The organism is Sphaerospermopsis sp. LEGE 08334 (genome assembly GCF_015207205.1).
Taxonomy (GTDB): Bacteria; Cyanobacteriota; Cyanobacteriia; order Cyanobacteriales; family Nostocaceae; genus Sphaerospermopsis.
Genome location: NZ_JADEXH010000017.1, coordinates 24,163 through 47,597 on the forward strand (window position 1 = coordinate 24,163; position 23,435 = coordinate 47,597).

Annotated in this window: 19 protein-coding genes and 1 pseudogene; 5 read left to right on the forward strand and 15 right to left on the reverse strand. The window is 40.0% G+C overall.

What is annotated here, in order from left to right; all coding sequences use genetic code 11:
• Positions 1-435 precede the first annotated feature (435 nt).
• Entirely contained in the window at positions 436-1,230 is a 795-nt protein-coding gene (locus IQ237_RS11360; protein ID WP_194055165.1) for a L,D-transpeptidase, read from the forward strand.
• A gap of 139 nt (positions 1,231-1,369) precedes the next feature.
• Here the strand turns inward: IQ237_RS11360 and IQ237_RS26255 are convergent.
• The 4 genes and pseudogenes from IQ237_RS26255 to hemL all read right to left on the reverse strand — a co-directional run.
• Positions 1,370-1,501 (reverse strand): annotated as a pseudogene (locus IQ237_RS26255) (competence protein ComFB); the annotation flags it as partial.
• Between the two features lie 631 nt (positions 1,502-2,132).
• Positions 2,133-3,053: a M23 family metallopeptidase gene (locus IQ237_RS11365; RefSeq protein ID WP_194055167.1), complete on the reverse strand. Its 921-nt coding sequence runs from the start codon at positions 3,051-3,053 to the stop codon at positions 2,133-2,135.
• 128 nt (positions 3,054-3,181) lie between these two features.
• Positions 3,182-4,819 (reverse strand): serine/threonine-protein kinase, encoded by a 1,638-nt coding sequence (locus IQ237_RS11370; RefSeq protein ID WP_194055169.1) that lies wholly within the window; start codon positions 4,817-4,819, stop codon positions 3,182-3,184.
• Between the two features lie 274 nt (positions 4,820-5,093).
• Positions 5,094-6,392, reverse strand: coding sequence for a glutamate-1-semialdehyde 2,1-aminomutase (gene hemL / locus IQ237_RS11375; protein ID WP_194055171.1), 1,299 nt, complete (start codon positions 6,390-6,392; stop codon positions 5,094-5,096).
• Positions 6,393-6,617: 225 nt separating this feature from the next.
• Between hemL and hisIE the strand changes: the two genes are divergently transcribed.
• The gene (gene hisIE, locus IQ237_RS11380; protein WP_194055173.1) at positions 6,618-7,268 is read left to right on the forward strand and encodes a bifunctional phosphoribosyl-AMP cyclohydrolase/phosphoribosyl-ATP diphosphatase HisIE; all 651 of its coding nucleotides are present in this window, start codon (positions 6,618-6,620) and stop codon (positions 7,266-7,268) included.
• Positions 7,269-7,921: 653 nt separating this feature from the next.
• Positions 7,922-8,131, forward strand: a complete 210-nt coding sequence (locus IQ237_RS11385; RefSeq protein WP_194055174.1) for a DUF2811 domain-containing protein — start codon at positions 7,922-7,924, stop codon at positions 8,129-8,131.
• Positions 8,132-8,276: 145 nt separating this feature from the next.
• On the opposite strand, the gene IQ237_RS11390 is transcribed toward IQ237_RS11385, so the two are convergent.
• Complete coding sequence (locus IQ237_RS11390; RefSeq protein WP_194055176.1) at positions 8,277-8,984, reverse strand: response regulator transcription factor; 708 nt, start codon at positions 8,982-8,984, stop codon at positions 8,277-8,279.
• 549 nt (positions 8,985-9,533) lie between these two features.
• Between IQ237_RS11390 and IQ237_RS11395 the strand changes: the two genes are divergently transcribed.
• Positions 9,534-10,160, forward strand: coding sequence for a CPP1-like family protein (locus tag IQ237_RS11395; RefSeq protein WP_194055178.1), 627 nt, complete (start codon positions 9,534-9,536; stop codon positions 10,158-10,160).
• 350 nt (positions 10,161-10,510) lie between these two features.
• Here the strand turns inward: IQ237_RS11395 and ptsP are convergent, their stop codons facing one another.
• From ptsP to IQ237_RS11410, 3 genes are all read right to left on the reverse strand, one after another.
• Positions 10,511-13,009, reverse strand: coding sequence for a phosphoenolpyruvate--protein phosphotransferase (gene ptsP / locus IQ237_RS11400; RefSeq protein ID WP_194055181.1), 2,499 nt, complete (start codon positions 13,007-13,009; stop codon positions 10,511-10,513).
• A gap of 160 nt (positions 13,010-13,169) precedes the next feature.
• Positions 13,170-13,853: a hypothetical protein gene (locus IQ237_RS11405; protein WP_194055183.1), complete on the reverse strand. Its 684-nt coding sequence runs from the start codon at positions 13,851-13,853 to the stop codon at positions 13,170-13,172.
• Positions 13,854-13,883: 30 nt separating this feature from the next.
• Positions 13,884-15,146 (reverse strand): hypothetical protein, encoded by a 1,263-nt coding sequence (locus tag IQ237_RS11410; protein WP_194055185.1) that lies wholly within the window; start codon positions 15,144-15,146, stop codon positions 13,884-13,886.
• Positions 15,147-15,307: 161 nt separating this feature from the next.
• Here IQ237_RS11410 and IQ237_RS11415 point away from each other — a divergent pair, with 161 nt between their 5' ends.
• Positions 15,308-16,090, forward strand: a complete 783-nt coding sequence (locus IQ237_RS11415) for an SDR family oxidoreductase (protein ID WP_194055187.1) — start codon at positions 15,308-15,310, stop codon at positions 16,088-16,090.
• A 68-nt stretch (positions 16,091-16,158) separates the two neighbouring features.
• Here IQ237_RS11415 and IQ237_RS11420 read toward each other — a convergent pair whose 3' ends face one another.
• The 7 genes from IQ237_RS11420 to IQ237_RS11450 form a co-directional block, all read right to left on the reverse strand.
• Positions 16,159-16,938 (reverse strand): photosystem II S4 domain protein, encoded by a 780-nt coding sequence (locus IQ237_RS11420; RefSeq protein ID WP_194055189.1) that lies wholly within the window; start codon positions 16,936-16,938, stop codon positions 16,159-16,161.
• 99 nt (positions 16,939-17,037) lie between these two features.
• Positions 17,038-17,538, reverse strand: a complete 501-nt coding sequence (locus IQ237_RS11425) for a hypothetical protein (protein ID WP_194055191.1) — start codon at positions 17,536-17,538, stop codon at positions 17,038-17,040.
• 94 nt (positions 17,539-17,632) lie between these two features.
• Positions 17,633-18,010 carry a hypothetical protein gene (locus tag IQ237_RS11430; protein ID WP_137666272.1) on the reverse strand — a complete coding sequence of 126 codons (378 nt, stop codon included), beginning with the start codon at positions 18,008-18,010 and terminating at the stop codon, positions 17,633-17,635.
• Positions 18,011-18,426: 416 nt separating this feature from the next.
• On the reverse strand, positions 18,427-20,334 hold the full coding sequence (locus IQ237_RS11435) for a TolC family protein (protein WP_194055193.1): 1,908 nt from the start codon (positions 20,332-20,334) through the stop codon (positions 18,427-18,429).
• 127 nt (positions 20,335-20,461) lie between these two features.
• Positions 20,462-22,006, reverse strand: a complete 1,545-nt coding sequence (kaiC, locus tag IQ237_RS11440; protein WP_187038728.1) for a circadian clock protein KaiC — start codon at positions 22,004-22,006, stop codon at positions 20,462-20,464.
• A gap of 137 nt (positions 22,007-22,143) precedes the next feature.
• Positions 22,144-22,458: a circadian clock protein KaiB gene (gene kaiB, locus IQ237_RS11445; RefSeq protein ID WP_194055195.1), complete on the reverse strand. Its 315-nt coding sequence runs from the start codon at positions 22,456-22,458 to the stop codon at positions 22,144-22,146.
• A gap of 179 nt (positions 22,459-22,637) precedes the next feature.
• The gene (locus IQ237_RS11450) at positions 22,638-23,234 is read right to left on the reverse strand and encodes a KaiA family protein (protein ID WP_194055197.1); all 597 of its coding nucleotides are present in this window, start codon (positions 23,232-23,234) and stop codon (positions 22,638-22,640) included.
• Positions 23,235-23,435: the final 201 nt, after the last annotated feature.

The following is a 23,435-nucleotide window of genomic DNA, read 5'->3' on the forward strand; positions in this document are numbered from 1 at the left end:
AAATCATCCCCTCCTATTAGACTAGATAATTAGAGAGATGTTCCTGGGTTAAGTGACGGATTTATGAGATCAACACGGAAATATAAATCAGGAATTATAAAAAAAGTCTTGAGTCTACAATGCCGAGTCTTGGGTATAGGGCAAAAAATCAGTAAGATGTATTCACTTGAACAACTGACTACTACCCCTTGACAATTGGGACTGGGGACTGGGGATACAATGAAAGGATTTTGGATTTTGGATTGTTTCTGTCAACTCCAATCTAAAATCTAAAATCTAAAATTATTCTGACTCCTAAAACTCCTAAATCATAAAGATATTGTCAGGGTAATGAGATAACTGATAATTATTGATAAATTCTTTGCTAATTGGCTGCTGTTGGCAGTCCATAATTAATTTTAATGAGCCAGATATGTCAGGGATACACAATAAGCAATGGCAATGGCAAGAAATGAATCTGTAGCACGGATGGTAATGTTCCTCTGTTTTGGCACAGCAATTTTATCTCTGGCTGTCCATTGGCACAGTATGAGAACAACAGCCCAGTTAAATCCGTCGGTATCCACTACATTAAGGAAAAATTCTACTTCCCCGACTGACTCTAGTAAAAATATTTCTCCAGGTATTAGCATTGGGGAAACCGCTTTCGGCGCGTCTTTTCCCTCTTCTCCATCAAATTCTACTGCTGGGAAAAAATATGTAGCTAGTGCTGCGGATACACCAAAAAATACAAAGTTGGTGTTTCCAGAACAGATCGAGAAGCAGAAGACAAACAGCAAACCAAAGGGCTTTTTCTTTCGCGGTGTGGATGAGTCCACGTCTGTTCAAGGTTCTCAATCTACTCAGATAGAAGTGGTGGTTGATTTAAGCGATCGCCGGGTTTATGTTTACCGCTATGACCAAGTTATAGCTAGTTACCCCATTGCTATCGGTAAAAAAGGTTGGGAAACGCCCACAGGTAATTTTCAAGTCATACATAAGGAACATCATCCAATTTGGAAGCATCCAATTACAGGGAAAATATATGAAGCTGGTACTGATAGTCCTTTAGGAGACAGATGGATTGGTTTTTGGTCAGATGGCAGAAACGAAATTGGCTTTCATGGTACACCTGATACTGATTTAATAGGTGCAGCCGTGTCTCATGGTTGCTTGAGAATGCGTAACCCTGATGTGCGAATGTTATATGAGCAAGTAGATTTAGGCACACCAGTATTAGTGCGCGACTAAAATAGCAGTGGTCAGGAGGCAGGAGTCAGGAGAATTTTAGATTTTAGATTTTAGATTTTAGATTGGATTCATGAAATACAATCCAAAATCCAAAATCCAAAATCCAAAATAGAATCACCAGTCCCCAGTCCCCAGTCCCCTATTTTTCTTGTGAGTTTTGCTCAAAATTAGGTGCGTAAACTTGAAGTAAGGTACTGACTTGGCGGAGAAGTTCATTCCCCGTAGTTTTACCTAAAGCTTGACCTTCTGGGAAGAATTCAGGCTTGGAGAGCTTGTTCAACAATTTTTTCAATACTCATAATTCTGCTATATAAAACCTAGACAAAGCTAGACTTTACTTTCTACTTCAACGGGAGCATGGGAGCGGTTATCCCTCCGTAGACTTGCACGCTGTAGCCCAACGCGATCTTTCTGGTGTGAAAGGAGGCAGGAGTTGAAAGGCAGTTTTGCTGGAGGCCGATTATAGGGGATTTTCAACCCACCTCCAATCATAGACTGCCAAATCACCAGATTATGGCGGGGGACTTAAACCCAAATGGGCGAGTCAAAAAGGCTTTATTCTTAATTCAAAATTCTCCATCCTCCTGCCCCCTGCCTTTTGCCTCGCCCGAAGGGCAGTTAAGATTTTCAAAAAGACTACCACTATCATTGCTTGGTTTTCGCGTCGGCAATAGTCTTAATTCAATACTGGATATCCCAGGATTATATATCAAGATAGTTGATTTTTTAACTCAAGAGAAATTGATTTTTGTCTACATAAGTATAGCTTTGTCTAGAAAATCGCCAGCTTAGGACTAGCTCACGGCTAAATTTTAGCCATAGTATTTATAGTTCAGAATTTATCATTCATAATTCATAATTGGATCTTTAATTATGAATTATGAATTATTAATTAAGAATTACTAATCAATTATCTTTGTTTTCCAAGATGAAGGATCAATAGATTTTCCATTTACATATAAACCCCAGTGTAGATGAGGTCCTGTAGAAGCACCTGTAGAACCTACTGCACCAATTAGTTGACCAGCTTTGACCATATCACCTTCTTTGACATTAATCCGACTGAGGTGCATGAAAATGCTGGTTACTCCTTGACCGTGGTCAATGCCAACTACATTACCATGAACTATGAAACCTTGGGAGACTGTACCTACTAAAGCCACTTTTCCTGCTGCTGGGGCAACTACGGCTGAACCTGCTGCACCAGCGTAGTCCAGTCCTCGATGGTAGTAATCATTGGCAAATTTACCATTATAGTAGCGCCTTACACCATAGGTTGTGGTCATCCGTCCTTGATTTGGTCTCAGGAAAACACCGTCCCAATATTTGTCAGGTGTTTGTAGGGCTTTAAACTCTTTAACTCGTTCTAGTTCATATTCTGTTGCTTTAACTCCGGCTTTTCCTGGGGGTAAATTAATACGTTGGATGGGAAAGTTGCGATCGCCCACAAACACAGCTAAGTTTCTCTGTCGTTGTCCCTCTCCTGACACAGTAACCGTTCTCACTCCTGCTTTTTCTAATGGAGTGGTAGGAATAAAAGCACGGTATTTATTCGGAGCAATTTCAAAGGCTGGATATGTTTGTTCTCCGACTGTTACCGTAGGAATACCAGGTTTATCTTCACGCTCAAGCTCAATTAATACGGAAATTGTATCTCCCAATTTCACTTTTTCAGGTAGAATTTGTACTTCTAAAGCCTCTGCTGGCAAGGTTAGAGCTATGGGAACAGCTGCAAACATTCCCATTAACATCTTAGTGACACTGCTGACACCAACACGCTTTAACTTATTCTGAGGATTAATAACTTGAGCTTTGGTAGTCATAGGTTATGAAAAAATATGTTGCTGCTGTTGAACAACAGACTAACTTATCAGGGATAGTGTTTCCACAGCGCAGTAATTTTTTGTAATTCTCCCCCTGCTTCCCCTACTTCCCCTACTCCCCTACAACCTTATAAAAATCCTCGTTTACCATTAGGGCGCACTGTCAACCAATTAACTTTTGCTAATGCCAATTGCTCATCTGTCACCTTAGCACCAGTGAGATTAGCACCACACAAATTAGCACCTCTGAGATTAGCCTGACTCATATAAGCATAGCTGAGGTTTGCACCTCTGAGGTCTGCTCCTTCTAAATCTGCATGACTCAAGTAAGCTTTGCTTAAATTCGCATCCCTAAGATTTGCTTCTTTGAGATTAGCTCTACCAAAGTCACTATTTTCCAGATTTGCTTCTTTAAGATTAGTTTTTGTGAGTTGGGCGCTGTGGAAATTAGTTCCCGATAAATCTGCACTTTGTAGGTTCAACAAACTGATGTTGTATGAGGCAAAATCCCGCCTTCCCTTCATATAAGCTGTAAGCAAAGTTTGGGAACTTAATTTGCGTTCAGCTTGAGAACCAGTGCTGTTACTATTAAGCAGATTGGGAGATTGGGATATCAACTGCTTACGCTCTCTTCGTCCAGCCTGTAATGCTGAATTTTCTCCTAACTTAGCTCGTCTAGCACGAATTGCATCTGCAACCTGAGATAGACCATTACCATTATTGCTATTATTGCTACTGGAAACCGAATCATTAAATAAAACCGCAGAATTGTCTGAGGTATTATAAGTTCGCTCTTTAATATCAGTATCAGACTTTATATCTGGTTTAACTATTAATCCCTTGGCTAAACTTTCCAGATATGGTTCCATCTCCAACGCTCTCAGTACATCTGGGGCTGACTGGTAGCGATTGCGAACGGAAACTTCCAACATTTTTTTTAACACGCTGGCGAAATGCCCACTCACATTTACAAGCTGTTCCCACAACATTTCTCCTGTTGTGGGATTATATGGCAAATCTTTAGGAGTTTTCCCTGTTAATAAATAAATGCAAGTAACACCTAGCGCATAAATATCGCTGGCGTACACTGGACGCATAGCCATTTGTTCAGGAGGCGCAAAACCAGGAGTACCGATGGCATAGGCTGTTAACGCTGTCTGTCCTGATGGGTTAGACGCAACTTGCCCAACTTGGTTTTTTACAGCACCAAAGTCAATCAGTACCAGCCTAGCATCTTGAGAGCGACGAATTAAATTAGCTGGTTTAATATCACGATGAATTACTTTTAACTCATGAATGTATTGCAGTAGTGGCAGAATCTCACTTAAAAACTGTTTCACTCCCACTTCGCTATAGCATCCAGTTTTTTTCACTTCCTGTTGGAGAGTAGCACCACTGATATATTCCTGAACTAAGTAAAATTGGTTTTCCTGTTCAAAATAGTCTAGTAGTCTTGGTATCTGTGGATGATTGCCAATCTTACCCAGGGTTTTAGCTTCTCTTTCAAATAAGTCCCGTGCCATTTCCAAGATATGTGGGGCTGTTCCTGATGGACGTAGTTGCTTGATGACACAACTCGGTTCTCCTGGTAAGACTTCATTCTGGGCTAAAAACGTTGCTCCGAAGCCTCCCAAACCTAACTGTTTGATTGCTCGATATTGACCACATTTACCGATCAACAATAATTGATCGCCACAAGATAGACACCTTTGGCTAGATGCCGAATTTTTGGGCTGGGGACAAGTAGGATTGAAGCAGTAGCTCATGCACTCTTAACTCGCTGCACGACGAATAGGTAAGAAAATTTGACTCTTATTACATTAATGTTAGCAAATGGTAAATTATCAAAAGCTATTGCCGATATCGACTACTTAGTTAGCTTTTTTGTATCGGCATCAAACTGTCAAAGGTTGTGGACATAAAGGATGTGGTTGTTAAAAAATAGGGAATAGGGAACAGGGAATAGGTACAAGGCAAAAGTAAGAATTTAGTTTTTACCCAGTCCCCAATCACCAATCACTAATCCCCAATCCCCAGAAATTAGAGACTAGAAAGCACGTCCTTTGCAGCGGCTAACGTTTGCTCAATATCTTCATCTGTGTGGGCTAAAGAAGTAAACCCAGCTTCAAACTGAGATGGTGCTAAGTAAATACCACGCTCTAACATCCCACGATGGAATCTTCCAAACTTGGTTGTATCAGCTTTTTTCGCATCTTCGTAGTTGTGAACTGGACCACTAGTGAAAAATAAACCAAACATGGCGCTAATACTACCACCACAAGCTGCATGGCCTGTTTCTTGAGCAACTTTGAGCAAACCATCAGCTAGTTTTTTGGTGATGCGTTCTAGCTGTTCATAAGTGCCTGGTTTTTGTAGTAATTCTAGGGTTTTGATTCCCGCAGTCATAGCTAAGGGATTTCCAGAAAGAGTACCAGCTTGATATACAGGACCGGCTGGGGCAATCATTGACATGATATCGCGGCGACCACCATAAGCTCCCACAGGTAAGCCTCCACCGATGACTTTACCCATTGTGGTTAAATCGGGAGTGATGCCAAACTTCTCTTGAGCGCCACCGTAAGCAATACGGAAGCCTGTCATCACTTCATCAAATACCAATAAAGCTCCATGTTCGTGGGTAAGTTCCCGTAAACCTTCCAAGAAACCAGCATCGGGAGGAATAAAACCTGCATTACCAACAACAGGTTCAAGAATAACACCAGCTATTTGATCACGGTTTTCTTCAAATAAAGCTTTGACAGCTTCTAAATCATTGTAAGGCGCAGTTAAGGTACTTCTGGTTGCAGATTTAGGTACTCCTGGGGAGTCGGGTAAACCGAGTGTAGCTACACCAGAACCGGCTTTAACCAGGAACATATCAGCGTGTCCGTGATAGCAACCTTCAAATTTAATGATTTTTTCGCGGTTGGTGAAAGCTCGCATCAACCGGAGGACGGCCATACAGGCTTCTGTTCCAGAGTTAACAAATCTTACCATTTCGATGCTAGGAACTGCATCAATCACCATTTCTGCTAAGACATTTTCTAGCACGGAGGGAGCGCCAAAGCTAGTACCTTTTTCTAAAGCTGCGTGTAATGCGCTGATTACTTCTGGATGGGCATGGCCACAAATAGCAGGACCCCAAGTACCCACATAGTCGATGTATTTGTTGCCGTCTACATCCCAAATATATGCTCCGTTAACGCGGTCAAATACTATAGGTTGTCCACCAACTGATTTAAAAGCACGCACGGGAGAACTAACGCCTCCTGGCATGAGATTTTGAGCAGCAGTAAAGATTTCTTGTGATTTTGTGGTTTTAATTGTGGTGTTTACCAAGGTTATCTCCTATAGGTGGTAATTAAATTGAGCTTCTTTAATTAGGATAGGACTAAATGGGTAATGGGTAATGGGTAATGGGTAATGGGTAATGGGTAATGGGTAATGGGTAATATTTTTCCCAATCACCAATTACCAATTACCAATTACCAATTACCACTTTCTGCTAAACTCCTGTTAGCATCTGCAATTGATTAATAATTGTTAACTTACTCTAGTTTTTGTATGTCTTCTCCTGAACTGCTAACGCTCCAATCTGCCATCCCTGTGGAAAAAATCCGTTACGATGACAAAGGTTTAGTACCTGCGATTATCCAAGATTATCTAGATGGTACTGTATTGATGATGGCCTGGATGAATCAGGAGTCTCTGCAAAAGACTTTGGAAACTGGAGAAACTTGGTTTTGGAGTCGTTCCCGTCAGGAGTTTTGGCATAAGGGCGCTACTTCTGGACATATTCAGAAGGTGCAAAGTATTCGTTATGATTGTGATAGTGATGCTTTACTGATTGGTGTTGAGCAGTTGGGAGATATTGCTTGTCACACTGGGGAACGCAGTTGTTTTCATCAGTTTGATGGTAAGGTTCAACCACCTCCAGCAGATATGTTATCTCAGCTTTTTCAGGTAATTTGCGATCGCCGTGATCATCCTCATGAAAATTCCTATACCTGCAAATTATTGGCTGGTGGTGATAATAAGATTTTGAAAAAGATCGGTGAGGAAAGCGCCGAGGTTGTTATGGCTTGCAAAGATGATGATGCTGAGGCGATCGCCGGAGAAGTTGCAGATTTGTTTTATCATACCCTGGTGGCTCTAGCACATCATCAAGTTGATTTAAAAGCTGTTTATCGGAAATTACAAGAACGCCGGAAATAGGGACTGGGGACTGGGGACTGGGTAAGAGTTTTTACCAATGACCAATGACCAATGACCAATGACCAATGACCCATTTATTAACGTAAGTTGCTAGTTCTGCAAGAAAGGCTCTCAAATCGAAGTCACACTGAGCTAAATTGTTACTAAACCTTGATATTTTTGTAATTCTTATTATTTGCGGCTATTATCCTCTTTAGTTCCACAGAATTTCCACAGGAAGTTTGCCAGTTTTCCACAGATGCTTGACGAACTAACAAAGCCTTGCTGGCTTACTGGGGATTTTATGCTTTGATGACTGAACTACATCACCAACTGAGTTTTTATTAAATTAAGTAACAAAAATATAGCTCTAGTCCTGATTAGTTCGTGAGTATTTATTTTTTAACTACCGATTTTTAACATTTCGCAGCATTGACAAACCCACCCCCTCTGAGCGCACAATGATTCGGCTTGCTTTTTTATTCCGTTCCGATATGAGCATCAATTTTGCACAGTGAACTCAGGTATGAGTGGGGATTTTATGGCTGGTGACAATACTTGACCAATAATTCCTTGATGGTATATCCCTGATTTATTTGTGGGTCGATCCAAAATCCAAAATTCGGATAAATGCAAGCAAAATCTCTTGATAGACCGTATAGAAGGGAAATCTTATGAACACAACAGTTAGTATCTTTACAGTGATTCCCGAAGCACTCCACGAATCCCTAAACAAATACTTAGAAACCCATCCCGATTGGGATCAAAACCGAGTATTAACTGCGGCGTTATCGTTGTTTTTGCTACAAAATGGAGAGAGCGATCGCCAAGCTGCTCGTATTTATTTAGAAACTTTGTTTCATCAAGAACAAAAATTTCTTTGATCCAACTCTTGAAACTATTCCCTGTTCCCTGTCTCTAAGAAAAGACTTTTTCAGCAAACCCTAAGTATTAGCACTGTGAGAGGTAGGTGATAGGGTGATATGGTGATGTAATACACCAGACACCCTACACGCAATACCATTAGAGTTATTCGTTTTGTGGATTGGTAGTAGATTCAAATTTGTAACCTACACCACGTACAGTCTGAATTAATGCTGGTTGAATAGCATCAATTTCAATTTTTTTGCGAATTTGACCGATGTGAACATCGACAACTCGCTGATCTCCTACATATTCATAGTCCCAAACCTCTTGTATAAGTTCTGATCGCCGCCAAACTCGACCTGGATGACTGGCTAAAAAATGTAACAAATCAAATTCCAAAGCGGTCAAGGGTACTGGTTCGTCATTAAGTGTTACTTCTCTCCGCACTGGGTCAATCACGAGTTTGTCAAAAATGAGGCGTTTTTGTTCTGCGGTGGTAACAACCCGCTGTCGCCTCAAAATTGCTGCTACTCTGACCTCTAGCTCTCCCAGTCCAAAGGGTTTGGTGAGATAGTCATCAGCACCTTTGGAAAAACCGCGAATTTTGTCAGTTTCATCTGTGCGACTGGTGAGCATCAGGACAAAAACGCCATTTCGGCTTTGCATCTCTTGGCACAGGTTAAAACCAATCGTATCTGGTAGGTTTACATCTAGAATTACCAAGTCTGGGTTAAATTGCTCAAATAAGGTGAGGGCAGTCTTACCATCTTCAGCAGCTTCTACTTGATAATTCTGTTTGATCAAAAAGCGTTGAATTAAATTCCGAACGGCGGGGTCGTCATCAACTACAAGAATCTTGGCAGGAGCCATGACCATTACTTTGCACAAAAATTCATTATGATTAACAGAGCTATTACGTAAAAACGCATTTTCCACTTTGGCTGTACTGAAAAATCTACAAGGAGTAGATACGAGTATCCTGATTGTTCCAATAAACTGTAATTACAATTATGAAAGATGTACACACTAATTTTACGAGTATCAGGTCTGCATTTCAGAATATGTACTATATCTACCGTATGGTTTTCTTGACCCTATTTGTAGCTTTCTGTTTCAGTTTGCATAGTGTGTACTTAGTGAAACAGCAATTTAAATCGGTTTCATTTTAAATCAATATGCGATTTTATACCATATGGTTATCAGAAAATAGGTTGAAAACCTTTGATGGATGTCTCTGATGGCAATATGTTAAAGTAACTATGGTTTAAATTCTTGAGTCGAATAAACTCAGCTGTGCTAATATCCTGATTATGAGGATAAGAATCGGCCGAAAGCACTGTTTCGATTATCATAGAACTTAAGGTTGTTTTTTCTTCAACAAAAGACTGCTGCTGACTAGGGCTGAAGTAACACACTGCCATGAGCGATCAAAATCCCTACCAAAAACTTGGGGTATCAGAAGATGCTAGTTTTGATGAAATTCAGGACGCTCGCAATCGCCTGTTGGAGCAACATGGTGGTGATAGCAAGGGTCGGGAATCAATTGAATCAGCTTATGATGCGATTCTAATGGATCGCTTACGAATGCGCCAAGAAGGTAAAATTAAAGTACCAGAGCGTATCCGCTTTCCAGAAATGCGAGTTCCATCTCCACAAAAAGAAAGTCCGGCTCCTCTCAAGCAGTCACCTGCATGGCTGCAACGAATATTGGATCAACCGAGTCTATCAGATGTACTCGCACCAGGAGCTTGGTTCCTGGGTTTAAGTGCTATTAGTTTATTTGTTCCTGCTGCCAGCGATCAGGTTTTGCAACTGGGATTGGTGGTTGGGGTTGGAGTCAGTATTTATTTTCTCAACCGCAAGGAAAATAAATTTGGTCGAGCAGTTTTGTTTACCCTGGCAAGTCTTATTATTGGCTTAATAGCTGGGGGATTGATTGCAGTACCTGTATTACAGCAACTAGCTTTGATCAATATTACAGCAAATCAGTTTTCTACGGTTCTGACGTTTATTTTGATGTGGTTAATTAGCAGCTTTCTGCGTTAATGCTGCTTTGAAACTGAGGATTCATAGCAGCGTATTGCAGTTTGATCTAAAAACCAAAGAATATTGACTGAAGGTTTGATGAAAAGGCCTTTTCGTGGGGGGAGGCAAGAGGCAAGAGGAAAGGGCTATCTGTATCAAAATGATCCATTTTGCAACTCTTACCTTCAAAAACCTTGCACCTATTTTCTTGTTTATCAACTCCAAACCTTTGATTGATCTGGATTTAGAGTTTATATGACTTACGCCACGCTCCGCTATCAGCAAGCCCGACTTAGATATTCTTATTGCCGTAGAGACGTTACCCAGAAACGTCTCCTTTTTGTGATTTTGTATATTTGATGTTGTATCTTTCAGCCGATGGGATAAACTAATTCCCTGACACTGGTGGCTGAATCTTGTTGTAATGCCACAGATGCGATCGCTTGGGCTTCTGAGATGGTTAAATGGGAAATAGCTTGTTTTAATGATGCTATAGCTTGGGGATTGACACTTAATTCATCTAATCCCAAACCTAATAAAATGGGTGCTACTAAGGTTTCTGCGGCCACTTCTCCACACAACCCCACCCAAATATTAGCAGCATGGGCAACTTCTACAGTTTGGTGAATCATGCGTAATACCGCAGGTTGCAAGGCATCGGCTAAAGTTGCTACTTTGGGATTAGTGCGATCGCCTGCCATCACATACTGACTTAAATCATTTGTACCTATACTAAAAAAGTCAACTTCCCTAGCTAACTGATCAGCAATAGCTACTGCTGCGGGTGTCTCTATCATCATTCCCACTGCCATTTTTTCATCAAAAGCTATTCCCGCTTGTCGCAGTTCTGTTTGCACTTCGGTTAAAATTGCTTTAGCTGCTCGTAATTCTGTTAACGTGGCAATCATTGGCCACATAATTTTGATATTATTTCCGGCACTGGCGCGTAAAATTGCCCTTAATTGAGTTTTTAAGAATTGAGGATTTTCTAAACAGAAACGTATTCCCCGCACACCTAAGAAGGGGTTAGCTTCTTCACTAGGGTGACTCAGATAAGGAAGTGGTTTATCTCCACCCACATCCAGGGTACGAATAATTAAGGGACGCTGGTCTAAAACCTCACCTATAGCCTGATAAACTTGTAATTGTTCCTCTTCTGTGGGTGCTTTTGTTTTTTCCAGATACAAGAACTCTGTACGCAGTAAACCCACACCTTCTGCACCATGACTGACAGCGGCTTTGCCATCGGCAATACTACCAATATTAGCAAAAATTTGTATTCTCCGACCATCACGGGTAATCGCTGGCTGATGTGCTTTAGCTTTCGCTTCGGCTTGGGCGGTTTGCCATGTTTGACGTTTGGCTTCTAGGGCAGTTAATGTTTCTGCTGGTGGTGCTACCCAAACCTTACCGCTTTCCCCATCAATTGCGATCAAAGTACCGCTTTCTAAGGTTAACACTTGAGGAGCTACACCCACAACCGCTGGAATGCCTAATGTGCGGGCGATAATAGCACTATGGGAAGTTGCACTCCCAGAAGTCATACAAATGCCTAATACTTTGGTAGGATCGAGTTTAGCGGTATCTGAGGGACTTAAATCTGTACCGACAATAATTGATGGTTCTGTGATGTGCAAGTCAGTGGGCAGACTACCAAGTAAAATTCTTAACACCCTACGCCCGACATCAACTACATCATCTACTCGTTCTTGTAAATAAGCATCTTCCAGTTTACGGTAAGAATTTGCTACTTCATCGACTACAGCTTGCCAAGCTACTTCTGCATTAAGGCGTTTTTCCACAATATGTTGACGTGCGGCTTCTAGCATGACTGGATCTGCTAAAAATAACAGATGGGCATCAAAAATAGCCGCTTCCGCGTCACCAATTTGTATTGATGTATGAGAAAGTAAAGAAGCAATTTCCTGTTTAGCTATTTGGATAGCAGATTGTAATCTGTGCCACTCGATTTCAACGTTTTCTATGTGATATTCTGTAATTGGGATGGTGACAGATTGATAATAAATTAATGGGGCGATCGCTATTCCCGCAGAAGCAGCAATTCCTCTCAGTTCTCCTTCAGTGGGCGCAGTAACTTCCTCACGGGGGGCTGGTAGCTTTATGATGCTATTATCTTCACCAAAGTTGTTAATAATCAATCCTTGTAAAGCTCTGAGTGCCTCCTGAGCATCCATACCAGTAGCAGTTATCAGCAATTCATGTCCTTGACGTACTCCCAAAGTAGCAACTTGGTTAATACTGTCACCTCTGACCGCTTCTGTATTTCTAGTTAAATTTTGTACTTTGATTTGAGATTGAAACCGGGATGCAGTAGCTACAAACTGAGCAGCAGGACGAGCGTGTAAACCCAAGCGGTTAGTGATTTTGAGGCGAATTTCCTGGGTAGGAATTGCTGCTGTATTACCAGTTTGTGTACTGATGTCTGATAATGGACTGGTGACTAAATTTAACTGAGTTGCTTTTGCTATTAATGCCCCTTGTGCTTCCGTGATCACTTGCTGGATGTTTTTGCCAGCAGCAGCAGCAACAACAGCAGCAATAGCGCCTTCTACTAATGGCGCTGCACATAAATAGATTTTTTCTCGCTGTTCTGGGGTTAGAAACTCCAGAGCCATTTCCGCACTCATTAAAGCACTACCCAAATCCATCAGCACGAGAACACCATCATCTGAGAATACAGAGGCGATCGCTTCATAAACCTTGATCGCATCTGTACCTAGTGGGTGTTCTGGATCATCAACACCTGCTGCTACAGCGAGGGGAATTTTTCCTTGAACCATCTGTGCAGCTAGTTCCTGTACTCCCAGAGCCAATTGTTTACTGTGCGAAACAATAACAATACCAACCACTGTAATACCTTAGCCAGTTACCCATCCTATTATGAATTGTGAAATTGGAAAGACTGTATTTATTTAGGTTCTATTTAGGTTTGAGAAGAAAAGATTAATATTTCTTAACAAGAACAAATCAAAGGAGTCAGGAGTCAGGAGAAAGAATTAATGTTATTGTTTATGCTGTACTATCAGCATTTAGTAAGTTTAATAACTGCTCTATAACTTCAATAAGTTCAAGTACAGAGTTTATAGTTAGTGAAGTAGTTTTGAAACCGTGAGCGATCGCATTTCTTGACTGAAAATTATTTACCAGTAATTGGTAGTCAGTTTGAGAAATAATACCCTCAGTTGCTAACAACTTTAATAAATGCAATGGTGATTCTAGTTTCTGCAACATCAAACCTTCGTGTTCCAAAAGAAGTCTGAGAGTTGCTTCAGCTAAAGACCAAATAACAAGCATCGCTGCTTCTGGATAATTATTTGTCAGTTGTTTAGCTATTTGTAATCTTGATTTTATTTCATCTGCTTCTAGAGAATCTTCGAGTTTATATGAATAAAATTCATCATCTGGATTAGTCATTATTAATTCTAATCTCCACCCAGGATGGGCGTTTATTACCTCTGCTAATCTTTTGAAATTTGATGCAGATGACATCATAGAACGACGTGATTTTACTTCAATGACAGCGGCATCTTCTCCGCGACGTACTATCATGTCAGGTAGGTAGCGATAGTCTTTAAGAAACTCAGGTAATTCTTCTTGCCTGGGTGAAATTATCACCTCATAGCCTTTTTGACGATATTCCTGTGCTACTTTGAGTAATCTTTCTCTTTCCAGTTGTTTTGTTTGAGCATTCATCATTCAATTCCCATCTTCATCTATCATTAATCATTGAAGTTTCTTAACCTGATTATCTGCCAATTTCAATAATCTTTGTGCTTCATTATATGAAGTTGTCCCTGATTTTACATTACTCAATTGATTCATAACTTTAATAATTTCCGCCTTAGCTTCATTTTTATTACTGGGTGGTGAAGCAATCAAACTTTGAATTTCTTTATTAGCTGCATCGAGAATTTCCTTACCCTCGCTTTCCGCTTGACGACGATTTTGAATAGTTCCCAAATTCGTTTGATATTGTGCAATTAACTTTTGTGCTTCTACATAACTGGTTTCGGAAACTTGCACATTTTCTAATTGTTGAATTGCCTTTTTCCATAAATCTGCAATTTGTTCCCATTTTTGGACAGTATGAGGTGGATTTTGAGAAGCTTGGGCTGCTGCTAGAGCATATTGTTTTGCTGCTGCAATCAATGTGGTACTACGTGGATCAATTACAGTTTTTTGTTTAACTTGATAGGAAGCAATTAATTTTTGTGCATCCACATATTGAGGATTTTCATTTGGCACTCTTTCCAGTCTAGAAATTGCCTGTTGCCATAATTCCGCAGCCACTTGAGAATTTGTTGGTTGGATTTTTTGAGCTTCTAAATCAAATTCTTGGGCAGCAGTAATAAAACTACTAATCCGCGCATTTTCAAAGTCTCGTTTGTAGGCTATAAGTTGCCTTTGGGCTGTTTTTCCTGCTAATGTTTGTTGAGAAATTTGATCTAATTTATCTATAGCAATTTGCCAATTAGCAATAGCTGTTTCTCGCTCTTTTGTATCTTTAGCTTGTGCATATTGTTGTTTTGCAGTTTCTAGAGAATTTTTCGCTTCATTAAAGGGAACTATAGCATTTTTGTCTTGAAAAACTACAGCGTCTAATCTTGCTACTCGTTCTCTGGCCTGTTGAAATTCATCTAAGGTAAATTGCCAACTACAACTAAACAAAGTACAATAACGCTGAGGATAATAACCCAAAAACCACACTGGTAAATTATCTAAATGTTTTTTTGCTGCTTTAACTTTTTCTCCACCCAGTTCAATATCCGCAGTGCTGGTTGCTCGACTAATTAATTGATCCGCTTGTTCTAAAGCATCTATCGCACCCCGGTAGTTATGATCCATACTCATAAAACTAGGTAACAGCAGAATGGGTGCTACCTGTGCTACAGGTTTGCGGATCATGGGATATGGTAAATTGACAACCCATATAACTCCTGCTGTACCTGCGATGAAAAAAGCCGCAAATTTGATTTTACCGAACATAATCACACCCAGAACTGACTAAATCTCTCTAAATCTAGTATTCCCTGTTCTGACTAGAAATAATACAAGGATTCCCAAAAAAATTTTCCCATCTCCACACAATCGCTAGGCTGGTTTGCTACGATAAGTAAAGGTGAAGGAATAAATCAGATAATATCAAAATGTCAACAGCTTTAATTACTGGTGCGTCAGGTGGAATAGGTAAAGCTTTTGCTGAAGAATTAGCAGCACGCAAAACAAATCTTGTTCTCGTTGCTCGTTCAGAGGAAAAACTTAAACAAATAGCGAAAAAATTAGAACAAAAACATCAAGTAAAAGTTGAAGTTATAGCCAAAGATTTGACAGAAACTAATGCTACTAATGAAGTTTTTGATTTTATTAATAACCGAGAAATAACAATTGATTTGTTAGTTAATAATGCTGGTTTTGGTGACTATGGAGATTTTGCCGAACGGGATGGAGAACGGCAACAAAAAATGATTCAATTAAATATTATGGCGTTGGTAGATTTAACTCACAAATTTCTACCTTTAATGCGTCAACTTCGTTCTGGTAGTATTATTAATGTATCCTCAATTGCCGGCTTTCAACCAATGCCTTATATTTCTGTTTATGCTGCAACTAAGGCATTTGTTATCAGTTTTAGTGAAGCTTTGTGGGCGGAAAATAAAGATTATGGGGTGAAAGTTTTAGTAGTTTGTCCAGGTCCAACAGAAACAGACTTTTTCATTGAAGCTAAGTTTCCTGAAAATTTAGCATCTGCAAATAATAAAATAGCCACTCCTGAAGAAGTTGTCAAAGATGCTTTACAAGGTTTAGAAAAAGGTGATTCAAATGTAGTTAGCGGTGGTTTAGCAAATAAAATCATTGTCAATATGCACCGCTTTTTACCCAGAGAATCTTTGGTAAGCGCAATAGCAAAACAGTTTAAGAATAATTCGTAATTCGTAATTGATAATTCATAATTTAGTAATTCGTAATTATCAATTATCAATTATCAATTATCAATTGACTACATATATCTGGTTAATTGCACGCGGTAACGTTCTTTTTTAGTCACGGCAATTTCGCCAACTTCTAAACGTCCTTTTCCACGAATTGCTATTAAATCTCCGGTTTTGACTTGCGAACTCGCTTGAGTAATTTCTTTCCAATTTACCCGCACATCACCAGAGTCAATTAAATCAACCATTTTATTACGAGACATCCCAAAACCAGCAGAGGCGATCGCATCTAATCTTAAAGAAGCTTCTACTGTAGTTAATTCTTTCTTTTTCGGTTCTCTAATTTTTAATTCGTTAATATCAATAGGTTGAGTTTTCACAGGCACAGAACGCACCTGTTTTAAATTCATTTCTAAAAATTCTACCAGTTCAGGAACTACAATTGCTTGCGCTCCTCTTTCCCCCAAAATAATAATATCTCCGGTTTTTTCCCTGACAATTCCTGTACCCAACATTGCGCCTAAAAAATCACGATGGGTAGCAGTATCAAACAGAAAATTACCAGCAATTTCTAAAGCAGTAATAGCAACTTGAGATGAATCTAAAGGAAGTTCAGAACGGGCGATCGCCACTCTTTGTCTTTCAGCTTGAGGATATCCACCCCAGGCTACTAAATGCACCTCTGTTAACCGGCTAAAAACCCTTTGAATTTCTGCTAACTCCGGCGGAGATAAAAAATCCGTTACAACAACTTCCCAGGTCTTTATAGCCTGTTCTGCTTGGTCAATTACACGGGCGATACTATCGCGGTTTTCAACACCTTTTAAAAGTTCTTCTCTTGGTAACATGGTGATTGGTGATTGGTGATTGGTGATTGGTGACTGGTGATTGGTGATTGGGAAAAATTAGGAATTATGAATTACCCATTACCAATTACCTATTACCTATTACCCATTTTCAGCATAACCTTGGATATTTTCAGGGTCATATTGACGTAAAATGCGGGTAGCTTGGCGAGTCAGAGTTTCTGAACCTTGAACCACAATTAAATATTTACCAGCATCCAAGCGGTTACGGTAGGGTAAAGCATCGCCACTGCCGGCAACTAAACCCACACCACCACCAACAAACACACTACCCATAGCACCGCTACCAGCACCCAGTAAACCACCAATGACATGATTACCGATTTCACCAGCCCAAGCAAAGGTATCTAAACCAGTGATGAGACTGAAGGTAAAACCAGCAAAAAAGCCGAATGGTATTAACCAGAATGCCATCAAGCGTACTTGTTTTTTCGCTTCTTCTTTGGGGTCTATTAAACCAAACTCATCAGCGGTTTTGTATCCTCTACCCAGGATAGTGCTATTTATCCCTTCTTTTTCTAAGCCTAAGTAAGCAGATTCAGCTTGGATACGGTCTGATAATACGGCGACAAGGTAATTCATTGGTCTAAAAAAGTTATATAAAACAGGGTTTCTTTAATTATCTTTAATTAACAGAATATCAGCACTGGTTCAACGACAGATTCAGCACCAAATATTATTTTAAAGAATCTAAAGGTTCACAGAAATTATTTACACCTTGCTTGAGGACATATATCAAAACTGGTGTTGCCAAAATTTTGGGAAACTCTGGAATACTTCTCAGGTTTGACATCATCCCAGAAATTGAACCATTTAATAAATTATCTCTATATTCTTGTTCGCAGATAACAGCACGCCATTTTTTTGCTAAAGCGTCTAACCATTCAGAATTTGTTCTACCAGGTTCTTGTCCCGCTTTAATAGCCAGGGTCATGGCTGCATCTTCTAAGTCTCCCTCACAGTCTTCTATCAAGTCTAATGCTTCCATTGCTTGAATATCATCTGCTAATTGAGAGCGAAATTGGGCTATTTCTTGTGATGTGATTTTAGTCATTAGTTATTAGTTATTAGTTATTAGTTATTAGTCATGGTAGGGAACAGGGAACAGGGAACAGGGAACAGAAGGCAAGAGGCAAGAGGCAATAGGCAATAGGCAAAAGTTAATATTCTTCCCCGTCTCACCAGTCCCCTGTAACAATATAGCGTTTTTAACTAAAAAGCCTCATTTTTCAGTGTAATAACTGGTAATGAGGCTTTTTGGGGCTTGTAAACAATTTTTATAGCCGTAGACAGAGTAGTTAGGACATCAATTAATCATGAAACTCTTACTATAAAAGGGTTTTACTCCTGACTCCTGACTCCTGGGGCAACCACGGGGGGATTGCCCCTACTGACTTCTGCTATATTTGTTTACTTCTGAAAAGGGGCAACCACGGGGGGATTGCCCCTACTGACTTCTGCTATATTTGTTTACTTCTGAAAAGCTCTGGAGGTGACGAAGCGTTGTAACTCTGTCAAGGCACGATTGTAATCCAAAATGGCGCGAATGCGATTACCTTCGGATCTTGTGAGTTCATTTTCTGCGTTAATCACGTCAGTTTGAGTACCTACACCAGCTTGAAAACGTAAACGCGCTAATCTTAATGATTCTTTGGCTTGTTCTAGAGCAGCATTAGCAGTTTGCACGTTTTCCAAGTTAGCGAGTTGGGTAGAATAAGCTTGTTCTACTTGAAAGCGAATTTCGTTGCGTTGTTGTCCAAATCGAGTTTCCTCAACTGCCATATTAGCTTTAGCCTGGGCTGCTCTTGCTCTTGCAGCACCACCATCATATAAATTCAAAGTGGCTCGCACTCCCACAGAATAACCGTCACTGACGTTGACATTATCATTAAACACATCTAGCAAGTCATAGCTGGCTAGTAAGCTTATTTGTGGTCCCAAAGATGCTAAAGCTTGTTTTCTACGTTGTTCACTGATGTTTCTCCGTGCCAACTGTTGTTGTAATTCGGGACGGTTTTGATAAGCCAAGACAATGCTATCTTCTAGGCTTCTTTCCCAAAGGCCAGCTAATTGTACAGGATCAGCCGCACTAATATTTGCGGACTGGGACAGATTTAATCTCACCGCTAACCGTCGCCGAGCAATGATTTGCTGAGAAAGGGCATTAGTTAAGTCTTGTTGGGCATTGGCTAAATTCACTTGCGATCGCAACACATCGAATCTTGTACCCACTCCAGCCCTTTCTAAAGCCAAAGCATCTCGCAAACTAGCCTGAGAATTTTCGACTGCTGATCGAGAAATCCGCACATTTTCATCTGCTTGTTGCAAAGCATAGTAATCTGTGGCGACATTTAAGCGAATTTCCTCAGCCTGTCTTTCTACATCCAATTCCTGAAAACGTACCTGTTCTTCAGCTTCTTTAATCGCTGCGTTCCGTCTCCCAGATGTGTAAAGGTCATATCTCAGTTGCGCTTGACTATCGAAACTGCTATTAGATTCAGCGTCAGGTGCATTAGGATTTAACCTCTGTGCTTGTTTAGCTGCCAGTGTGCTGTTAGTGCTACGGCTGTTACTGATTGTACCATTCACACTTAAAGTTGGCAGCAAAGCAGCTTGAGCTTCTTTGAGAGCAGCTTTACTGCTTTCCAACTGCAAAACAGCTACCTGGAGTTCATTACTATTACGCTTTGCCAATTCTAGAGCCTGTTCTAAAGTAATCGGCTGAGTTTCCTGAAGTTTCACTTCCTCTGGTTTAGTAGGAAATACCAGAGGATTAGGACTAGGATTCAGGTTTTCCAGTGGTGTCTCCGTAGAACTTGCGGGAACAGGTGTTACATTTTCTGTATTCTGAGCAGGAGGCTGTGAAGTATTAGGCTTTTCTGATTCACTGGGCGTAGTCACTTGAGCTAATGTTGCCAAATTAGCTTTTTTTGTAGAACAGGTGCTTGGGGTTAGGAGCAAAGCTGCTTGGCTTTTCTGTTCTGCCTGTAAACATTTATTGACTTCTGTCAACCGTGCTACTTTTAATTCAGTGAATGAAATCGGTAAAACTGTTTTCGGGCTTTTTTCTGTTGGTACATTTGTAGTTTGAACCGCAGTAATTTCTGTCACACTCTGATTAGCCACAGGCTGATCACTGAGTTTACTGAAAGCCAGGGTAGGCACAAAAGCTGGAGAATTATCAACCGCAGTAATGGGCATTTGCCTATTGATGTCCACAACTGAGTTTTTAACATCAGTTGCAGTTAAGACACTAGGAGAAGACACCAGCTTTACCTCATCAACTTTGACTGTTCCAGCCCAAGCCGACTGAGTTGTTAATACTGCTGCTGTTACACCAGGTAAGAAACTATGAAATAATATTTGTTGTCCTTTCACCGCATCCCCTCACACGAAAAACCATTTAGCGGCAGAAAACTTGTCTTCTCACAGAATATAACATGATGCTAAATGAAGCAAATAATATACTATATACCGAATTTAGCTTCTTTCGGGATTTAGCAGTTTATTTGTCTTCAAAACGTTTAACAATGCGAGAAAGTTCCGCCTTTTCGTCTATGCTAACGCGGCTAGGCGCTCCACTGACAATTCTCTCGTAATTACGGAAGGAATCTTTAATATTAGGTCCATCAGCCGTAATATTGTACTCCCTAATCCCTTTATCGTGCCACGAACCCCGCATTTTAAAGACGTTGATTGCCCGTGACATTTCTCCATGAATTTCTACGTACTGCAACATAATAATTGTGTCAGTAATCGTGGAAATATGAGAATCTGTAATGGAATGTGACCCCATAAATTGGTCACTGGTATTGGTAAAGAAGCCTGTAATTTCTTCTTGTTTGGCATAACCTGTTACCCCAATCACAAATTGGCGAAAAGCATTATTACTTACGCCTCTAGCCAATGCTGAAAGGGAGTCAATAGCAATCCGGGCTGGTTTAAAATCGGCAATTTCTGATTTAATAATTTGTAAGTGATCTTCTAATCCAGTTGATTCAGGATAGGTACAAATTATTTTTAATAAACCTTGGTGTTCTAATTCCTCAAAGTCAATTCCCCAAGAATAAGCATTTCGAGAAAGTTGAGCGCGGGATTCTTCATAAGCAAATAATATGGCTCTCTCACCGCTGACACAACCATCTTGAATAAATTTGCTGACTAAGAGAGTTTTACCAGTACCTGTAGCTCCTGTGGCTAAAATAATCGAATCTTTGAAGAAACCACCACCACACATTTCATCTAGGGTGCTAACTCCTGAAGATACACGGACATTTGAGGATCTTTGTGTTAACCGCATTGCTCCCAAGGGGAATATATTAACTCCGGCATTGGTGATTGTAAATGGATATTCACCTTTCATGTGGGTTGTACCGCGCAATTTGAGAATTTCTATGGTGCGGCGGCGGCGTTCTCCTTCTAAAACGTTACGCACAATTACCACGTTGTCAGAAACAAATTCTTCTACCCCAAAAGAAGCTACTGGTCCATATTCTTCTCCCCGTTCTGTGGTGATGATTGTAGTGACGTATAATTGTTTAAGACGCGCTACGAGCCGGAATATCTCGCGCCGCACTACTCCCACGGCTTCATATTGTTGGAAGACTGCGGTAATGGAGTCAATGGAAACACGATGAGCTTTGTATTTGCGAATAGCATATTGTAATCGCTCAATTAAGGCGGAAAGGTCAAAATTCCCCACAATATCTTGCCCTTCGGGATCGGGGGAAGCGTCGAGGATAAACAGTTTCCCTTCTTCAATTAGTTTTTGTAAATTCCAGCCAAAAATATGGGCGTTTTTAATAATGTCGCTGGGTGATTCCTCGAAGGTAACAAATACTCCTGGTTCATCAAAGTAGGTGATACCATTATAAAGAAATTGCAGAGATAATAAGGTTTTTCCAGTACCAGATGTACCGCTGACTAAGGTTGTTCTACCCACTGGTAAACCGCCATGACTAATATCGTCAAATCCCTCAATCATGGTGCGAATTTTCTCTACACCACCACTTGCTGGTTTTTGTTGTTCTTGTTGCTCTTGGTCACTCATTGTTGATTATATAGGTCTTTAACCCGATTTTTTAAATTCCTAAAGTCTGTACAGAGTTTTTATGAAAAAATGTTCTTTACTAGGGTCAAGAGTTTTAAACAGCTGAATACTGACTGCTGAATGCTAACTGCTATATGTTACTGTTCCCAGTCTTCTTCATTTAATTCTTCATAAAGTAAGTCTAAACCGATTAAAACTCTTTCTCTGTCTGAAAGATCACCTATGATTTTGCGAACGGGAGGGGGCAAAATCTTTGATAATGTCGGTGTGGCTAAAATTTTGTCTTCTTCTGCCAATTGTGGGTTTTTGAGAACATCAATTACTTTTAAGGCATAAACTCCTTGAAACTCCTGTTCTAATATGTTTTTGAGTGTGTTTAATGCTCGCACGGAGTTGGGTGTGTTCCCGGCGACATACAGCTTGAGAACATAGGTTTTTTTGGCTTTATTCATAAATTTACAGTTTAGATATGAGAATAGGAATACAAAATAGGCTGACGCATTTGTTGAAACTAATAACAGATGCCTGTTGCCATAGGATTAATCTTAAACAATTTAAAAATTAATCCTGTTAATCTTTGACTCTTACTCTTTCACTCCTGAGTCAAAATCCAAGATAGCATGAATTTATCTCAGTTCATTTTAGACATAGAACATCTATATACTTCACACAAATGTGCCAGAATATCTATCAAGGTCAGCCTGTAATCTAGTAATGTTTCATCACTCCTGCCTTCTAATTTTAGCTGTTTGGAAAATTCGTCAATCAGTTCCATGTGAATTTCTATAATTTGTGGCACAGGAATATTAGCATAAAATAAGGTGTTGATGAATTTATCAATTGCAGTTTTGAGAGTTTTGTCTGTGATAAAATAGTTGATGAGAATTTTCCGGTAATCAGATTTGAGGTTCGCTAATAGTTCCTGCTTTTCCGATGGACTCATTTCTTGAAACCATTGCTGGCTTTTCTGTTCATTACACGCCAATACATGATTATTCTTATTAAGATGCTTCCCTGATAGATTGTTATTTAACTGCATCCTATTGTGTGAAAATTGTCCGTTGATAGGAGTGGTAGCAGTCAGCGGCAACCCAAATAATTGAGAAAAAATCTCATCAATCAAATTCCTGCACTGCCCGATTAAACCAGCTTGGGTATTTGCCGCATCAGCATTATATAAATATTTCTTAAGAATTGCTGGACAAATCAATAATATAGGTAATAACATTTATTGTTTATATATGATGAACGCTGAGAGTGTCGCTTCAGTGCTGATTCAGTTTGATAAAAACTTTTCAGTAAAATCAGGGTAAAGAACGCCTTTTGTCAAAAATTATTGAGAAATTACCAATTCCTAACTGGTTTTGTCCGTCAGTGATATAACTTAGTAGGTAATCGGTGAAGCGTTCAACAGAGAATGTGTGGTAGC

Bases quoted from the DNA above. Each gene is read 5' to 3' on its own strand.
- IQ237_RS11360 (WP_194055165.1), top strand. From the start codon at position 436: ATGGCAATGGCAAGAAATGAATCTGTAGCACGGATGGTAATGTTCCTC.
- IQ237_RS11365 (WP_194055167.1), bottom strand. From the start codon at position 3,053: ATGACTACCAAAGCTCAAGTTATTAATCCTCAGAATAAGTTAAAGCGT.
- IQ237_RS11370 (WP_194055169.1), bottom strand. From the start codon at position 4,819: ATGAGCTACTGCTTCAATCCTACTTGTCCCCAGCCCAAAAATTCGGCA.
- hisIE (WP_194055173.1), top strand. From the start codon at position 6,618: ATGTCTTCTCCTGAACTGCTAACGCTCCAATCTGCCATCCCTGTGGAA.
- IQ237_RS11385 (WP_194055174.1), top strand. From the start codon at position 7,922: ATGAACACAACAGTTAGTATCTTTACAGTGATTCCCGAAGCACTCCAC.
- IQ237_RS11390 (WP_194055176.1), bottom strand. From the start codon at position 8,984: ATGGCTCCTGCCAAGATTCTTGTAGTTGATGACGACCCCGCCGTTCGG.
- IQ237_RS11395 (WP_194055178.1), top strand. From the start codon at position 9,534: ATGAGCGATCAAAATCCCTACCAAAAACTTGGGGTATCAGAAGATGCT.
- IQ237_RS11405 (WP_194055183.1), bottom strand. From the start codon at position 13,853: ATGAATGCTCAAACAAAACAACTGGAAAGAGAAAGATTACTCAAAGTA.
- IQ237_RS11410 (WP_194055185.1), bottom strand. From the start codon at position 15,146: ATGTTCGGTAAAATCAAATTTGCGGCTTTTTTCATCGCAGGTACAGCA.
- IQ237_RS11415 (WP_194055187.1), top strand. From the start codon at position 15,308: ATGTCAACAGCTTTAATTACTGGTGCGTCAGGTGGAATAGGTAAAGCT.
- IQ237_RS11420 (WP_194055189.1), bottom strand. From the start codon at position 16,938: ATGTTACCAAGAGAAGAACTTTTAAAAGGTGTTGAAAACCGCGATAGT.
- IQ237_RS11425 (WP_194055191.1), bottom strand. From the start codon at position 17,538: ATGAATTACCTTGTCGCCGTATTATCAGACCGTATCCAAGCTGAATCT.
- IQ237_RS11430 (WP_137666272.1), bottom strand. From the start codon at position 18,010: ATGACTAAAATCACATCACAAGAAATAGCCCAATTTCGCTCTCAATTA.
- kaiC (WP_187038728.1), bottom strand. From the start codon at position 22,006: ATGAGTGACCAAGAGCAACAAGAACAACAAAAACCAGCAAGTGGTGGT.
- kaiB (WP_194055195.1), bottom strand. From the start codon at position 22,458: ATGAATAAAGCCAAAAAAACCTATGTTCTCAAGCTGTATGTCGCCGGG.
- IQ237_RS11450 (WP_194055197.1), bottom strand. From the start codon at position 23,234: ATGTTATTACCTATATTATTGATTTGTCCAGCAATTCTTAAGAAATAT.